Source organism: Arthrobacter russicus (assembly GCF_031454135.1).
Classification (GTDB): Bacteria; Actinomycetota; Actinomycetes; order Actinomycetales; family Micrococcaceae; genus Renibacterium; species Renibacterium russicum.
The window spans coordinates 769,498-784,179 of sequence record NZ_JAVDQF010000001.1; the positions used below are offsets into that span (position 1 = coordinate 769,498).

Annotated in this window: 12 protein-coding genes and 2 tRNA genes; 8 read left to right on the forward strand and 6 right to left on the reverse strand. The window is 67.4% G+C overall.

The window, feature by feature from the left end; genetic code table 11:
- The first annotated feature begins 26 nt into the window (after positions 1-26).
- The 6 genes from JOE69_RS03620 (at position 27) to JOE69_RS03645 (ending at position 9,486) form a co-directional block, all read left to right on the forward strand.
- Complete coding sequence (locus JOE69_RS03620; RefSeq protein WP_231729522.1) at positions 27-605, forward strand: hypothetical protein; 579 nt, start codon at positions 27-29, stop codon at positions 603-605.
- Positions 602-2,422: a TraM recognition domain-containing protein gene (locus tag JOE69_RS03625; protein ID WP_062765639.1), complete on the forward strand. Its 1,821-nt coding sequence runs from the start codon at positions 602-604 to the stop codon at positions 2,420-2,422. Before JOE69_RS03620 ends, JOE69_RS03625 begins: the two co-directional genes overlap by 4 nt.
- A gap of 212 nt (positions 2,423-2,634) precedes the next feature.
- A complete protein-coding gene (locus JOE69_RS03630; protein ID WP_036286729.1) occupies positions 2,635-3,159 on the forward strand; it encodes a hypothetical protein in 525 nt (174 codons plus the stop codon).
- 212 nt (positions 3,160-3,371) lie between these two features.
- Positions 3,372-8,201, forward strand: a complete 4,830-nt coding sequence (locus JOE69_RS03635) for a helicase-like domain-containing protein (protein WP_231477131.1) — start codon at positions 3,372-3,374, stop codon at positions 8,199-8,201.
- A 225-nt stretch (positions 8,202-8,426) separates the two neighbouring features.
- Positions 8,427-8,885, forward strand: coding sequence for a single-stranded DNA-binding protein (locus tag JOE69_RS03640; protein WP_036286723.1), 459 nt, complete (start codon positions 8,427-8,429; stop codon positions 8,883-8,885).
- Positions 8,886-8,982: 97 nt separating this feature from the next.
- Positions 8,983-9,486 carry a hypothetical protein gene (locus tag JOE69_RS03645; protein ID WP_425545988.1) on the forward strand — a complete coding sequence of 168 codons (504 nt, stop codon included), beginning with the start codon at positions 8,983-8,985 and terminating at the stop codon, positions 9,484-9,486.
- A 66-nt stretch (positions 9,487-9,552) separates the two neighbouring features.
- On the opposite strand, the gene JOE69_RS03650 is transcribed toward JOE69_RS03645, so the two are convergent.
- The gene (locus JOE69_RS03650) at positions 9,553-10,290 is read right to left on the reverse strand and encodes a DUF6349 family protein (RefSeq protein WP_036286684.1); all 738 of its coding nucleotides are present in this window, start codon (positions 10,288-10,290) and stop codon (positions 9,553-9,555) included.
- Positions 10,291-10,516: 226 nt separating this feature from the next.
- Between JOE69_RS03650 and JOE69_RS03655 the strand changes: the two genes are divergently transcribed.
- Positions 10,517-10,864 (forward strand): sulfate permease, encoded by a 348-nt coding sequence (locus JOE69_RS03655; RefSeq protein ID WP_309472625.1) that lies wholly within the window; start codon positions 10,517-10,519, stop codon positions 10,862-10,864.
- Between the two features lie 318 nt (positions 10,865-11,182).
- Here JOE69_RS03655 and JOE69_RS03660 read toward each other — a convergent pair.
- The 3 genes from JOE69_RS03660 to JOE69_RS03670 form a co-directional block, all read right to left on the reverse strand.
- Positions 11,183-11,253 (reverse strand) — tRNA-Gly (locus tag JOE69_RS03660).
- Between the two features lie 54 nt (positions 11,254-11,307).
- Positions 11,308-12,564: a site-specific integrase gene (locus tag JOE69_RS03665; RefSeq protein ID WP_113681432.1), complete on the reverse strand. Its 1,257-nt coding sequence runs from the start codon at positions 12,562-12,564 to the stop codon at positions 11,308-11,310.
- Positions 12,564-12,821, reverse strand: coding sequence for a helix-turn-helix transcriptional regulator (locus JOE69_RS03670; protein ID WP_036286677.1), 258 nt, complete (start codon positions 12,819-12,821; stop codon positions 12,564-12,566). The genes JOE69_RS03665 and JOE69_RS03670 overlap by 1 nt, the downstream gene beginning before the upstream one ends.
- Before the next feature lie 480 nt (positions 12,822-13,301).
- Here JOE69_RS03670 and JOE69_RS03675 point away from each other — a divergent pair.
- A tRNA-Arg gene (locus tag JOE69_RS03675) sits at positions 13,302-13,374 on the forward strand.
- A gap of 77 nt (positions 13,375-13,451) precedes the next feature.
- Here JOE69_RS03675 and JOE69_RS03680 read toward each other — a convergent pair.
- Together JOE69_RS03680 and JOE69_RS03685 are read right to left on the reverse strand one after the other, a co-directional pair.
- Positions 13,452-14,339 carry a hypothetical protein gene (locus JOE69_RS03680; protein WP_309796158.1) on the reverse strand — a complete coding sequence of 296 codons (888 nt, stop codon included), beginning with the start codon at positions 14,337-14,339 and terminating at the stop codon, positions 13,452-13,454.
- A gap of 95 nt (positions 14,340-14,434) precedes the next feature.
- The gene (locus JOE69_RS03685) at positions 14,435-14,629 is read right to left on the reverse strand and encodes a helix-hairpin-helix domain-containing protein (protein ID WP_296363669.1); all 195 of its coding nucleotides are present in this window, start codon (positions 14,627-14,629) and stop codon (positions 14,435-14,437) included.
- Between the last annotated feature and the right edge of the window lie 53 nt (positions 14,630-14,682).

Sequence of the window (14,682 nt, forward strand, 5' to 3'; positions counted from 1 at the left end):
CCACCGGGGTGAGGGCGGATGCGCGCGTGCACCTGCAGGGCGTGAAACCTCAACGCCCAGACCATGAACAGCCGAAGACCCGACGTGCAGCCCGCCGCGCCGCGGCACCGACCGACCAGGCGCCGACAGTGCTGCCGAGCGTCGTCATCGCCGTCGCCGAGACCGGCGAGCTGACGGTCACCATCGATGACGTCCCGTATCCGTCGGAGCCGTTCGCTCCCGCCTGGCGGAGGGAAGACTTCGCCCGGCTAATCGACCAGATCACCGACCAGCGGCACTCCGCGATCCGCGTCGAAGTTCGCGAGAGCGACGGCACCGTGTTCACCGATATCGTCGCACCCGCCCGGCGGCGCACGTCGGAGACCGCGCCCGACCCGCAAGCCGCCACTGCCGCCGCTGCCGTGGAGCTCGTCGAACTGCGCGGCAGCGGGTTCGTGCCCGGCGAGGACATCGCGGTCGCCGTCGTCGTCGCCCACACCGACGCCAGCCACGACGGCACCGCACGCACCGTCCTGGAAGCCACACAGCTCGACGCGAGCCCGACCCGCGAAGTGATCCTGCTCGGGCGAGTATCGGGAACGCTCGAGATCGGGCACCCGCAATGAGCACTCCGAGACCCGCAGGGTCGCTCGGCGACGAGCTGACCAACTTCGGCATCGGCATCCTCGTCGCGGCCGCACTGCTGGCCGCGGTGCTGCGCGGCGCGGCCGCGCTGACCGCATGGATCACCGGGCTCCCGCAGCCGACGGGCGGCGTCGAGGCCGGCCTCGGCGTGCTGCTGCACCCCCTCGACCCCGCCGTCCCGCTGGGCGCCCCCGGGCTCAACCCGATCGCCTACTGGGCCACCGCGCTGATCCTCCTCGCCGGGACCGGGATGATCGGCTGGTCGGTGTGGCGCCTGATGCGCGAGCACGGGCGCGCATCGAAGAGCGACCCGTACCGCATCGCCGGGATCGCCACCCGCGCAGACGTCGTGCGGAACGCCTCGGCCAAGGCGTTGCTGCGTCGTGGCAGCCAGCTGCGCCCCTCGGTGCACAAGCCCGCCGCAGACGACATCGCCTACCTGCTCGGCACCTCACGAGGGCCGGGCGTGTGGGCGAGCGTCGAGGACTCCATCCTCCTCATCGGCCCGCCCCGCTCCGGCAAGGGCCTCCACGTGGTGATCAACATGATCCTCGACGCACCCGGCGCAGTCGTCACCACCTCGACACGACCCGATAACCTCACCGCGACCCTCCGCGCCCGTCAGGCGATCGGGCCCGTCGCGGTGTTCGACCCGCAGCACCTGGCCGAAGGCCTGCCTGCGGGGCTGCGATGGTCACCGATCCGCGGCTGCGAAGACCCGCTGACCGCGATGATCCGCGCCGCCGGACTCGCCGCAGGCACAGGCCTGTCCGCAGGCGGTGTGGAAGGAGGCGGGTTCTGGGAAGGCAAGACCCGCACAGCCCTGCAAGCCCTCCTACACGCTGCGGCTCTCGACCACCGGCAGCCGGCGGAACTGTTCCGCTGGACCCTCGACCCGTCGGCGGCGGCCGATGCGGTGGCGATCCTCGTCGGCCACCCCCGGGCGGCGGCCGGGTGGGCGGAGTCGTTGCAGGCAATGATCGACTCCGACCCCCGCACCCGCGACTCGATCTGGCAAGGCGTCTCCCTGGCGCTGGCCGCGCTCGCCGACCCGCGAGTGCTGGACGCGGTCTCACCGGGGCCTGCCGAGCAGTTCGATCCCGAGTCGTTCCTGCGCGCGAAGGGCACGCTGTATCTGCTGGCGACCGGTGCGGGCGCGAACAACAGCTCGGCGCTGGTGGCGGCCTTCGTGGAAGACCTCGTCGAGGCCGCCCGGCACATCGCCGCCACCAGCCCCGGGGCGCGCCTCGATCCGCCCCTGCTGCTGGCCCTCGATGAGGTCGGCAACCTGGCTCCGCTGCCGTCCCTTCCGACGTTGATGGCCGAAGGTGGCGGCACCGGGATCACCACCGTGCCCGTGCTGCAGTCGCTCGCGCAGGCACGGGAGAAGTGGTCGGAGAACGCGGCCAGTGCGATCTGGGACGCGTCGATCGTGAAGATCATCCTCGGTGGCGCGTCGAACTCGCGGGATCTGAACGACCTGTCGACGTTGATCGGCGAACGCGACGAGATCACCGACTCCACAACGGTCGGCGACCACGGCTCCCGGTCGGCACAACGGTCGATCCGGCGGGTGGCGATCATGCCGCCGGACACGATCAGGACCTTGCCGTTCGGCACTGCGCTCGTGCTGTTGCGCAGCGCCCCGCCGATCGTGACCCGCCTGCGCGCGTGGACGGTCCGCCGCGACGCGAAAGAGCTGCGTGCCGATCGGGCCGGTATCGAGCGGCTTCTCGAACGGCCCGCCCCCGCCACCGGTGATGTCGAGAACGCACCTGTCGGTCAGGACGAACCATAGGAGCACCCATGCCGAACGACCGCACGATGAAGCGCCGCGCCCTGTCGACGGGTGAGGGGGCCCTGTGATGGTCAGGCGGCGCGGGCCGAAGGTGCACGAGGGCCAGCTCGAGTTCGACCTGTGGGGCCTCGGTGAGACCGCAGCGGACGCGACCCTCTCGCTCGCCCGTGACGGAGAAGCGACCGACGCGAACGATGGTGGAGGAAACACGGATGAACAAGTACGGGCAGCTCGCGACGAGCCACTGGCACCAGCACCTGCCGGCCAGGTACGCGGCGTTGGAGAACCCGGCGGAGTTCTTCGAGAGCCTGGGCCGGCAGGTCGAGGCCGAGGTGTCGGACCTGCAGGCGATACTGGCAGGGACGGACCCGGCGAGGGAGACTTATCCCGAGAAGGTCGCCCGGTTGGCGACCGCGCGGAGAACAGCGGAGGAGGTCGTGATGGCACAGCTGGTGTGGAGCCACGATCCGGAGCTGCCGCTGGATCAGGCCCGCGAGGAGTGGGAGCAGACCCGGCCCTCAGACGAGAATCTGGTGACCTGGGCGGAGCGGATGCAGGACTCCCCGGACTTGATGCCCTCCTCGGTGGAGCTGGAGCAGATGGCGAAGGACTGGGCCGTCCCGGTCTCGTTCCTGGAGGGCCTGGTCGCGACGGAGCCGCCGCGGGAGTACCTGCGGGCGAACGCCGAGGTGCTGACGGAAGCGGCGACGATCCGCTTCCTCCGCGAACTCCAGTAGCCACCGCTGAATCCGCGCCGGTTCCTGAGCTGGCGTCACGATTCGTCCCGGCGTCGCAGGAAGATCTCGCACCGTCCGGGGCGAAGGCGCGGTTCCGTGCCAACGTCGAGGCGATCCGCCTCACCCGCGCTCTCGCCGATGAAGGGCGCGCGGCGCGCAGCGATGAGCAGCGGGCGCTGGCGCGCTGGTCGTCGTGGGGTGCGATCCCGGACGTGTTCGACGCCGCGAAGCCGGACTGGGCGCGGGAGCGTGACGAGTTGCGCGCCCTGCTGGCGGATGACGAGTGGGAGGCGGCCGCCCGGACGACGATCAACGCCCACTACACCGACCCGCTGATCGCGCGGCAGCTGTGGCGCGCCCTCACCGCCCTGGGCTTCCAGGGCGGCGCCGTGCTCGAACCCGGATCGGGGGCGGGAACATTCATCGGCCTCGCCCCCGACAGCGCGACCATGACCGGCGTGGAGCTTGATCCGATCACCGCGGCGATCAGCCGGGGCCTCTACCCGCACGCAGAGGTGCGGGCGGAGTCGTTCGCAGATACGCGCCTCCCGGAAGCGCACTTCGACGCGGCGATCGGGAACGTGCCCTTCTCGAAAGTGGTGCTGCACGACCCGGTGCACAACGCCACCAAGCAATCGATGCACAACCACTTCATCCTCAAGTCGCTCCGGCTGACCCGCCCGGGCGGCCTGGTGGCGACGTTGACGTCGCACTTCACGATGGATGCGCAGAGCCCCGGCGCACGGCGAGAGATGAACGACCTCGCCGACCTCATCGGCGCGATCCGTCTCCCGACCGGCGCGCACCGCAGGGCGGCCGGAACCGAGGCGCTCACCGATCTGCTCATTTTCCGACGCCGCGAAGACGGCGAACCGCCGGCGGACGAGCTGTGGGAGACCGTGCGGACGATCACGCTGGATGGTCAGCCGACGAAGATCAACGCCTACTTCGACGAGCACCCCGAACAGGTCCTCGGGGAGCTCAGCGTCGAGCAGGGCATGTACGGTCAGGCTTCACTGAAGGTCACTGCGGACGTCGATCGGCTCGAAAATGACCTCGCTGGCGCGATCGATGCGCTCGTGTTCTCCGCGCGCCGAGGCGGGCTCGTCATGACCGAGCGCACCGCTGCGCAGCAATCGCGTCGGGCAGCGTTCACCCCGTCGCCGCCGGAGGCGTGGGACGGCAGCATCGTCGTCCAGCCCGGCGGCGCCTTCGCGACCGTCGCGGGCGGCGGGCTGGAGCCGTTCGCGGTGCCGAAGTCCGCCAGCAAGGAGCTGACCGCGCTACTCGGGCTGCGCGATCGCGCGACCGCGCTGCTGGCGATGGAAGCGGCGACCGTCGATGACACCGAGGAGATCACCGAGGCGCGCGCGGCCTTGCGGCGCGACTATCAGAAGTACCTCGGCGCCTATGGACCGCTGAACAGGTACGGGCTGCGCCCGACCGGCCGCACGAACGACGCCGGTGACGCCACGTACGCGCGCATCGTCCCGACCCCGCTGCGCCTGCTGCGATCCGACCCGTTCGGCCCCCTCGTCCTGGCTCTGGAGCAGTTCGACGACACCGACCAGACGGCGCACCAGGCAGCGATCCTCTCGCGCCGGGTCGTCGCACCGCGCGCGGAGGTACAGGGCGTGGAGACCCCCGCCGACGCGATCGCGGTGAGCCTGGACAGAACCGGGCGTATCGACATCGCCCTCATCGCCGACCTGCTCGGCATGACCGACCACGAGGCGCGGCCCGCACTCGACGGGCTCGTGTTCACCGATCCGGTCACAGGCGAGCTGGTGCACGCGCCCGCATATCTCTCCGGCGACGTCCGAGCCAAGCTCGATGACGCGACCTCCCGCGCTGCGGAAGACCCGGAGTTCCAGAGGAACGTCGACGCGCTCCAGAGCGTTCTGCCCGAGCCGCTGGGAGTGGAGGACATCTCGGCGCGACTGGGGGCGGTGTGGATCAGCGAGCAGGTTCACCAAGACTTCCTTCGCGAGCTGCTGCGAAACCCCGAAGTGCGGGTGGAGAACCCGATGCCGGGCATGTGGGAAGTCCGCGGCGGACGCCAAGGCCTGCTGTCGACATCTGAATGGGGTACGTTGCGCCGCCCGGCGCCGGATATCGCGCAGGCGGTGATGGAGCAGAAGACGATCCTCGTCTACGACGAGATCGAGGAGGCGGACGGGACGAAGAGGCGGGTCCTCAACCCGGTCGAGACCGCCGCGGCGCAGGAGAAGGCCGAGGCGTTGCAGGAGCGTTTCGCCGAATGGGTGTGGGAAGACCCGGCCCGCGCCGCCGACCTGGTCGCCGAGTACAACAAGCGGTTCAACAGCATCGTGCTGCGCGACTACACCGATGCGGGCGACTACCTGTCCCTGCCAGGGCTGGCGGCGAACTTCACGCCGCGCCCGCACCAGCGTGCTGCGGTCGCCCGCATGATCGCGGAACCTGCCGCGGGGCTGTTCCACGAGGTCGGGGCGGGGAAGACGGCAGAGATGATCATGGGCGCGATGGAGATGCGCCGCATGGGTCTCATCTCTAAGCCGGTCATCGTCGTGCCGAATCACATGCTCGAGCAGTTCGGGCGGGAATGGTTGCAGCTGTACCCGCAGGCGCGAGTACTCGCCGCGTCCAGCCAGGAACTCACGGCGGACAAGCGGCGCCTGTTCGTCGCCCGCGCGTCGGCGAACGACTGGGACGCGGTGATCCTCACGCAAGGGGCGTTCGCGAAGATCCCGCTGCGCACCGAGACGCAGCAGGCGTACATCCGCGCCCAGGTCGAAGAGGTCAAGGGCGTGCTGGAGCACGCCGAGGGCGAGGACCGGATGAGCGTCAAGCGCGTGCAGCGAAAGCTCCTCGCTCTGGAGAACAAGCTCAAAGACCGCACCGACACCAGCCGCGACCAAGGGGTGTGCTTCGAGGACACGGGCATCGACTACGTGGTGGTCGACGAGATGCATATGTACAAGAACCTCGCCACCGAGTCGAACATCCGCGACGCCGCGATCGACGGCTCCGACCGCGCCACGGACCTGCATATGAAGCTCGAACACCTCCGCTCCCAAGGCCGCGAACGCGTGGTCACCGGCGCCACTGCCACGCCGATCAGCAACAGCGTGACCGAAGCGTTCGTGATGCAGCGCTACCTGCGCCCCGATCTGCTGGAGAAGGCGGGCATCGGGTCGTTCGACGCCTGGGCGGCCACGTTCGGGCAGACCGTGACGCAGATGGAGATGGCCCCGACCGGGAACACGTTCCGGATGAAGACCCGGTTCGCGAAGTTCCAGAACGTGCCAGAGATGCTCAAGCTCTGGTCGGTGTTCGCCGACGTGAAGACCGCCGACGACCTGCAACTCCCGACGCCCGACCTCGCGGCACGGGACGACGGCGCGCGGGTGCCGGCGACGGTCCCGGTGCAGCCCACCGTGGAACTGGAGCAATACATCGAATCCCTCGGTGATCGCGCGGAGAAGGTGCAGAACAAGCAAGTCACTCCGGACGAAGACAACATGCTCACCATCAGCACAGACGGGCGCAAGGCCGCACTCGACATCCGTATGGTGCTCCCATCCGGAGGGCCGTCGGGGCCGACGAAGGTGGACGCCGCCGCGGACGCGATCTTCCGTGTGTGGGAAAAGACACGCGACAACGAGTACCTCGACACCCTCACCGGGCAGCCCTCATCCGTGCGCGGCGCGTTGCAGCTGGTGTTCTCTGACATCGGCACCCCCAACCCCGACAGGTGGAACGCCTACGACGAACTCCACGCTCAGCTTGTGCTGCGCGGCATGCCCGGCGAGGCGATCCGGTTCATGCACGAAGCGAAGACCGACGCCGACAAGGCCCGACTGTTCGCCGCCGCACGCGCCGGGCACATCGCCGTGCTGGTCGGGTCGACCGAGAAGATGGGCGTCGGTACGAACGTGCAGGCCAGGGCCGTCGCGCTCTATCACCTCGACTGCCCCTGGCGCCCGTCCGATATCGCCCAGCGGGAGGGTCGCATCCTCCGGCAAGGAAACCAGAACCCCGAGGTCGCGATCGTCCGGTTCGTCACCGAGCGGTCCTTCGACTCGTATATGTGGCAGGGCGTCGAGCGGAAGGCCACATTCATCGCGCAGCTGATGCGGGGCCGCCTCGACACCCGCGAGATAGAGGAGATCGACTCCTCCGCCCTCTCGGCAGCGGAGGCGAAGGCGATCAGCTCCGGCAACCCGCTGCTGCTGGAGCACTCGACCGTCCAGAACGAAGTCACGCGCCTACGCCGGCTGGAACGCGCGCACCAACGCAACGAGTCCATGCTCGTGCACACCCGGGATCGTGCCCGCGATGATGCCCGACGAGCTCAAGCCGACATCGAAGGGCTGGAGGCCGCCGCACCGCGCGTCCGGGATACCGGCGGCGACCGGTTCCGGATGCGACTGCACGGCCACAACTACGACTCTCGCGTCGACGCCGGCCATGCCCTCATGGCTTGGGCACGGGACTCAGGCTTCACGTCGGTGCCCTTCTACACGAGTCGCGACTACGGCATGATCGGGTCGATCAGCGGATTCGACATCCGCCTGTCGACGCACCCGATGCTCAGAACGCTGATGGTCGAGGTCGGTCTCGTCGGGGTTCCTCGCAGTAGCTTCAGCATGTCCCGGGAAGCGTTTCTGGACGGCGCAACCGGACTCATCCAACGCATCGAGAACCGTGTCTCCGGCATCCCCACCCTGCTCGAGCAGGCACGCAGCGACCGTGACATCGCACAGCAGTCAGCCGCAGAAGCGCAGGCGAGGATTGGCCTGCCCTTCAAGCATGCGACCGCGCTCACCGAAGCCGAGGAAGACCTCACCCGCGTCGAGGCACAGCTCGCCGCGATGCAGGACAATGGCGAACCTGAGCCGACCGCCACCGAGCGGGCGTCACTGACCGTGGAAGTCGTGAACGCCCACAGGCCCGCACTCGGCATACGTTCACATCCGGATCGTCATCCGGCGGCATTCGAGCCCAAGACTCCCGGCGCTCCAGTCGGGCGCGAGAACGGCCGAAACCTCGGCCCGTGAGAATGGCGGGCTCGTCAACAGCCCGCCTCGCGCGAGTACGCGCCGAAGTACAGCAGTCTCTCTGGGCCTTCCTGCTGGTGTCGGCCGGTCGAGCCCGCCGTGACAGTGGCGACGCCGCGATCCTGTGACGGGGTGCATCACACTTCTCTGTTGTGGTGAGGGTGTGCACCTCTCCTGCACAGAGACGCCCCGGATGGGGTGACGAGGATGCAGGAGGACACGATCATGACCATCACCACGAAGCCGTCCGTTTCGGGGTTCATCGCGACGACGCCCCGACGGTCGGAGACACGCGAGGGCAGGACGAAGTTCTACGCCCGGTTCGCGCAGTCGCACGCGCAGCGCAACGACGACGGCACCTTCACGCAGCTCGACTCGAGCTTCAGCAACATCGTCGCGTACGGCGAGGCCGCGGAGTGGGCGCTGGCGAACCTGCAGAAAGGGGACGCCTTCATTGCCCAGGGCAACGAGCGCTCCTACACGCAGCAGCGTGACGGGCAGGCGGTCGAGGGCGAGGAGTTCATCGCGAACAAGATCAGCCATGATCCGGCTCGTCACCCCTACGTCGTCGACCGCACGCCACGCGCGAGCCGGGGTCAGGAGCGCCAGGTGTCGTCGCCGCTCGATGACCCCTTCAACGCGCCGCGTCCGCAGACCCAGGCAGCGCCCGCACTCGGGCGCTGAGTCGGAAGCCAAGACGATGACCGGAACCGACGACGAATCGGTGGACATCGACGGCCGCGACGACCCGGAGGGCGGCGAGCCGGAGCCGGCGTTCGAGATGCCGATGCTCCCGGAACCGCCGCACCCGATCAACTGGAACCTCCTGCGGGCAGATGACGCTGAGCACGAGTGGCTGGAGCTCAACAGCTGGGTGAACTGGCTGCGCCGCACGTACGGGCTGCCCGCGAGCGTGGTGCCGCCGTTCTGGTACCGGCATCCCGAGCTGCTGTGGGAGCTGTCCGCGCTGCACCTGCACTGGCTGTGCGCCTACGACCCGGAACAGAACGGCTCCGCCCCGCTGGGCTGGCACCGCGACTTCACCGATGCCCGCGGCCGTCTACGGGACTGGGTCGCCGCGTCGGGGACGAGGTTGGATCGTGACCGGCCTACACGGCAGACCGTGTGGCCTGGCGAGGACGCCGCCGAGCCGGTCGAGGACATCGTGATCGCGAACCGTGACGAGGACTTCGTCAAGTTCGTCGTCGCGGACGTCGAACGTCGCCGCCAGGCTGAGAGGGACTTCTACCAGCACCTCGATACGCAGACCGGCGAGCTGACCTGAAAACGACGACGACGGCTTCTGGGGCGAGACGACGATGGTTGTCTCGCCCCAGGCATGCGAGCACGATCATGCGCCGAGGACATGCCCGGGCCGTGCAGGGCCAGCCGCGGGCGGCAATGGCTGAGGGAGCGCGCGAGCGGGAGAACGCTTCGGAGATGTCGATGGCGGTGCGGGACGATCGAGCGCAGTAGCGGAGAGGTCGTAGCCTCCCCACGGCGAGTAGCCGGCCACGTGGCGCGTTCCGTGCGAGGCGCGCTCCGTGATGATCGGCGCGCCCGGCACCTGCGCCTCAACCGGATAGTGCTCTGCGATCCACGCCGTTGCGAGCTTCGTCAACCCGGACTCGGACCGCACCCGGATCTGCGCAGGGATCACCGGAAGGTCGCGCCAGCCGGGGAACGCGTGATCGTGCCACGCTTCGACAGCGTGATTCTCATCCCCGCTGATCGCATGCCACTCGCAGGGCTCGCAGATCAGCTGCGTGAGCAACCCACCGGGCCCCTCCTGCGCGACACGGGGTCGCAGCTCCGCAGTGAACGTCGAGGCCGTGTGCTCGCTGTCACCGACCGTCATGTCGCCGGGAATCGTGATAGCGCGGTGCCACATATGGCTGCTCGCGTAGGAATCGAAGTGCGTGTTCAGGAAGCACCAGTGTGCGAACGCCTCATCCAGCTCACGCGGCGGGTAGTAGTCCGTCGTGAAGTGCAAAGGCGCGCCCGACCACTCGCCGAGACTGGCGCGCGCATCCTCTCGAGCCAGCTCGTCGAAGTCGAACGCCAGCTGCCCGCCTATCCGATCAGCCATCGGCCTCATCTCCCTTCGACCGTCAGGTGCGCGACGTGCGTACGGACCGCTGCGTCGGTCCCTTCCGGGAGCGGGATGGGAGGAGTAGCCTGAGTACAGGCGATCAACACATGATGCGCCGCCGGTTCAGTGCACGGCGGTCGACGAACCCGGAGATTCCGCTCCGGGACGAGTCCTTCCCCCAAGAACGATGTCGCCATTGTGGGAGGTGCCTGCTGTGTTCCGAATGATCCTGGCTGCCAGTATTTTCATCCGTGGGTTCTTGCGGGTGTGGATGCCGAGCAACATCGTCCTCGACCTCATCCGCACGCGCAGGGGCCTCAAGTGGGGCGTCCCCGGGATGCTCCTCGCCGCTCCGTACTTCGCGATCGCCTACTGGTGCACTACCGCCATCGAGGCGGGCGCGCCCGGATGGCTCAACCTGATCGTGCTGGTCTGCCTCTGGTCGGCACTCAAGTTCCTCATCATGGGCCCCATCAGCCTCATCCTTCTAGCGAAAACACGACTCCGCGAGCGCGGCCAGCAGCGGCGTGTGGGCCGTATGGTACGCCAGACCACCGCCGAGTCTGCGTAGACGGCACGCGGCGCTTCCGGGCGACTTGAGCTAGCTAAGGCTCTTTCCACCGTTCGACTGGCTAGTCGACAGAGCGCGCCGCGATCAGGAACGGTTTGGGCCGCTCGACGGTGTCACATTGCTCATCAAGTTCTCTGATCCGTTCCCGGATCGCGTCCACATGCTCCTAGAAGCACATAGCAAAGCCCCAATCCAGCCGCGTGTTGTCCAAGGGAGAAGCAGGACTCGACGTAAGACACGGCTGACCGGTACCGATGACGACCCGAGCCGCACGCACAGTACATTCGCGTATCAAGGGGGTCCGCCGAGGCCACAGAGAGGGGACGACGGGAATCGAACCCGCGTTGGCTGCTTGGGAAGCAGCCGTCCTACCATTGAACGACGTCCCCGAGTAGGTGACCTCCAGCATACGGGACGTGGGCGCGCATGGCGAACGCGCGTGTCTACGGTTGGCAGTCGCGGTGCTCGATCGAGCCGCTCAAAGCTAGCAGCGACTCGGCGCCGACGATCTTCTCCTCTCTGCCGGTGTAGTGCTGTGTCGTCGTCCGCTTGCTCTCGTGCGCGAGGACCTGCTGAGCGGTGTCGGCGCCGAGCGCAGCCGCAGCAGACTTTCGCATCGAGCGGTAGACGAACATCTCCTGCGGCACGCCGATAGCGTCCAGCTCCTCCTTGTGTGCCGCTCGGAACCTGCGCGCCAGCGCTTGTGGGCGCTCGGGGTACATCCCCTTTCCGGCGCGTGTGACGAACAGCAGATCGCCGAGGGAGTCGGCCATCCGCCGCTTGAGCACGGCGTGCACATCGGTGTTCACGACCTCGATCAGTCTCTCCTGGCCTTTGCCCTTCAGCTCGGACTGTCTGTAGAGACCCTTTTCGTCCGTGTGGGTCATCGTGCCGTTGATCCAGACGTGCTCGGTGAGGACACTCTGCTTGTTCGGGCGGAGCACGACGTCTTCGCGCCGGAGTGCCAGGGCTTCGGAGAGCCGGATGGTCAGGCGGTTCGTGAGTATGAGGAGATCGGCGAGGAGGCGCACGTCGGGTCGCTTCCCGGTCTTGCTTCCACGATTCTGCTCCCACGCCAGGACGAGCTGGATGATCACCGCGAGGTCGTCGTCAGTCAACGCAATCAGCTTCGAGGCTGGGCGGTGGATGGCGAGTGTCCTTACTGAGGGCACCGGACTGGCTCCTGGCGAGACGACACCGTGCAGAATCGCTAGGTCGAACATGCCGGCGAGCACGCTGCGAGCCATCAAGGCCTCGTGATTCGATTTCGTGCGGGCTACCTCGTGGAGGAAGTTGTAGATGCGCGCCGGCGTCAACGACGTGATCTTCACTCCCCAGAGCAGCGGCTTGATCGTGCTGTGCAGTGTTCCCTCATAGCGATCGATCGACTGCGGCTTGATCTTGCCCGGCTGCGGGTCGGCCTCGTCCCATTGCCGATTCCGCCGGAGATCCAGCAACCAGGCGACGGCGAGCTGCTCGACCGTCCCGGCCGGGTCGACCTGCTGGAAGACGCCGCCCCAGATGAGGTGGGCCTTGCGCTGCAGGTCGTCTTGCGCGGCTTCCGGGGAAGGACCCCACCCCTGCACGTGGTGTGCTCGACCTTCGCCGTCACGAATGCGGGTGTCGGCGCGGAACCGCTCCCGGTACTGCTGGACACTAACCCTGCCGAGCTCACCCGGCTGCTTCTTCGGCCTGGGCATCACGACCCCCGCCGCTGGGCGATGAGCCAGTCCCGCACGTCGGCAGGAAAGTAGCGGATGCGGTTGCCTGCGATCTTGACGTAGACCGGTCCGCCGGACCTGTTCGACCGCCACACGTCGAGGGTGTGCCGGGTGAGCCCGAGGAACGCGGCCGTCTCCTCGACCGTCCACATGATCGGTGCGCCGTCGGCAGTCAGGTCGAGCCTCGTCGGGTCGAGCGGGGCGGGGTCGCGGGGTCGGGGCGTCTGTGGTGTCATGCACCGTAGGTGCGACAGCCGTGCAACGCGGCATCGCTGCGCTGAACCTCGGGTGAGATGTGGTGCAGAACGGTGACGTCGGCGCGGCCGATCGGCACCCAATGCAGGGTTTCTCCGTCGAAACTCCGTCGAGAATGCGGTCATCGGTGGTCTCCCATGGTGTCGAAGACACCGCTGGACACCAGCAATTGCTGGGTCCAGGAGACCTAGATGAGGGGCGAGGCGCGTCTGGGATGATGAAGCAGAAGTTCTGAAGCGGGCAGTCCCGGACATTGCTTCCCGTCGGGTGTACGCGTCGGGGTCCCCGGCGTTCGTCGCACACGCGGTTGCCCATGGCCATCGGGCCGGGGCCCGGAAAGTGCATACCGACAGCTTCCTCGGCTACTGATCCTGCTGCCGGCCAATCGCCTGAACGGACGCTGGTTTTTCCTCCGGTTTTTCTTCTCGGAGCCCAACCTGCTAAGCTCGACTGGTCCCGATGCCCTCGTAGCTCAGGGGATAGAGCGTCTGCCTCCGGAGCAGAAGGCCGGTGGTTCGAATCCACTCGAGGGCACTGAAAATGCAGTTGAGGCCCGGTCCCAGGACCGGGCCTCAACTGTTTGCCGCAACGGTTCCGGGCGCTCTCCGGACTCAGTAGTTGGCCAGCACCAAGTCGGTTTTGAAGGCGTTCTCGTGCAGCAGCCAGCCTTTGCCATCCAGCGCCGAGATCAGATCTCCGCGGATTTTCCCGGCCGCCTGGAGCGTGTCCGAATCAACACTGGCTTCCAGGTAGTAGCGCACCCCCTTGGCGGTGTTCAGCGGGGTGAGTTGCAAGTCCACCGGGTGCCCGCTGATGCTCGCGGAATAGCTGGTTTGCGTCACCGGGCCATAGACCTTGGCCGAGGCCAGGATGTCTTTCGCCCAGTTGCCGCTCTTCCATTTGTCCAGTTTGCCCGGCAACTGGTCCACCGCGAAGCTCCGGGAGTCTTTGCCCGCTGGCAGATCCGAGCTGCCGAGACCCGAAGCCTTGACCTTCTTGTTCACCGAAAAATCGAGCGTCGAAACCGAATAGCTCATATTGACCTGGGCCGCATAGTTGCTGTCCGAAGCGTCGAATCCGGCGTCGTTCGCGCGGTCCAGAGCTTTGTCGATGTCCTTTTCCGCAGTGCCGCCGTTGTCGATGCTGAAACGCTTTTTGTAGGTGATTTTGAGCGAGTCGGCACCGTCTTCGCGTTTGATCCGGCTGCTCCACCCTTCAGCTGCCAACTGCTGCGAGCTGCTGTCCAGGTACTGGGCCTTTTCCAATCCGTTCTGGCTGCCGATGGACAGCGCCGCCACTGCGGCGGACGTGAACCGGTGGTTGCTGTCCAGCACTTTGGCCGGATCGAGCTGGAGTTTGATCTGATATCCGGGTGTCGCGTTTTCTGCTGCCTGGGCCGGCAACGACGGCGCCGCTATCGCCACGGCGGCGAGCGCAGCGGCCAGGAAGGTCCGGACCCAGCGCGGCATCGAGCGGGTTGCTGTGGTGTCAATAGTCATAGGGCACAGCTTCGCGCACTCAGGAAGCTTGGGACATCCGGGGCGCGAACGCCAGGCGAACATTCTGTTCACCAGCAATTGGTTGACCTAGAGCACTATTCTGCCAGCCGCCCGCCACGCTCGGCCAATTCGGCCGCGATGATCCGCAGTGCCTTGGGGCCTACTCCGTGCAAGGCCGCCAGCCGGCGTTCGGAGACCCCGTCCAACGAGTCCAGGCTGGGATACCCGGCCTGAGTCAGTGCCTGCGTTGCCGGAGCGCCGATCTTGGGCAGTGGGGTCGATTCCTCCATCCGCCCAGAATACTCCGGCGGAACAGCATCCTCCGGCAGCGCCGCCGGCCGCG

Excerpts from the sequence above, each read along its gene's own strand:
- JOE69_RS03625 (WP_062765639.1), top strand. The coding sequence starts at position 602 with ATGAGCACTCCGAGACCCGCAGGGTCGCTCGGCGACGAGCTGACCAAC.
- JOE69_RS03630 (WP_036286729.1), top strand. The coding sequence starts at position 2,635 with ATGAACAAGTACGGGCAGCTCGCGACGAGCCACTGGCACCAGCACCTG.
- JOE69_RS03640 (WP_036286723.1), top strand. The coding sequence starts at position 8,427 with ATGACCATCACCACGAAGCCGTCCGTTTCGGGGTTCATCGCGACGACG.
- JOE69_RS03645 (WP_425545988.1), top strand. The coding sequence starts at position 8,983 with ATGCCGATGCTCCCGGAACCGCCGCACCCGATCAACTGGAACCTCCTG.
- JOE69_RS03650 (WP_036286684.1), bottom strand. The coding sequence starts at position 10,290 with ATGGCTGATCGGATAGGCGGGCAGCTGGCGTTCGACTTCGACGAGCTG.
- JOE69_RS03655 (WP_309472625.1), top strand. The coding sequence starts at position 10,517 with ATGATCCTGGCTGCCAGTATTTTCATCCGTGGGTTCTTGCGGGTGTGG.
- JOE69_RS03665 (WP_113681432.1), bottom strand. The coding sequence starts at position 12,564 with ATGCCCAGGCCGAAGAAGCAGCCGGGTGAGCTCGGCAGGGTTAGTGTC.
- JOE69_RS03670 (WP_036286677.1), bottom strand. The coding sequence starts at position 12,821 with ATGACACCACAGACGCCCCGACCCCGCGACCCCGCCCCGCTCGACCCG.
- JOE69_RS03680 (WP_309796158.1), bottom strand. The coding sequence starts at position 14,339 with ATGACTATTGACACCACAGCAACCCGCTCGATGCCGCGCTGGGTCCGG.
- JOE69_RS03685 (WP_296363669.1), bottom strand. The coding sequence starts at position 14,629 with ATGGAGGAATCGACCCCACTGCCCAAGATCGGCGCTCCGGCAACGCAG.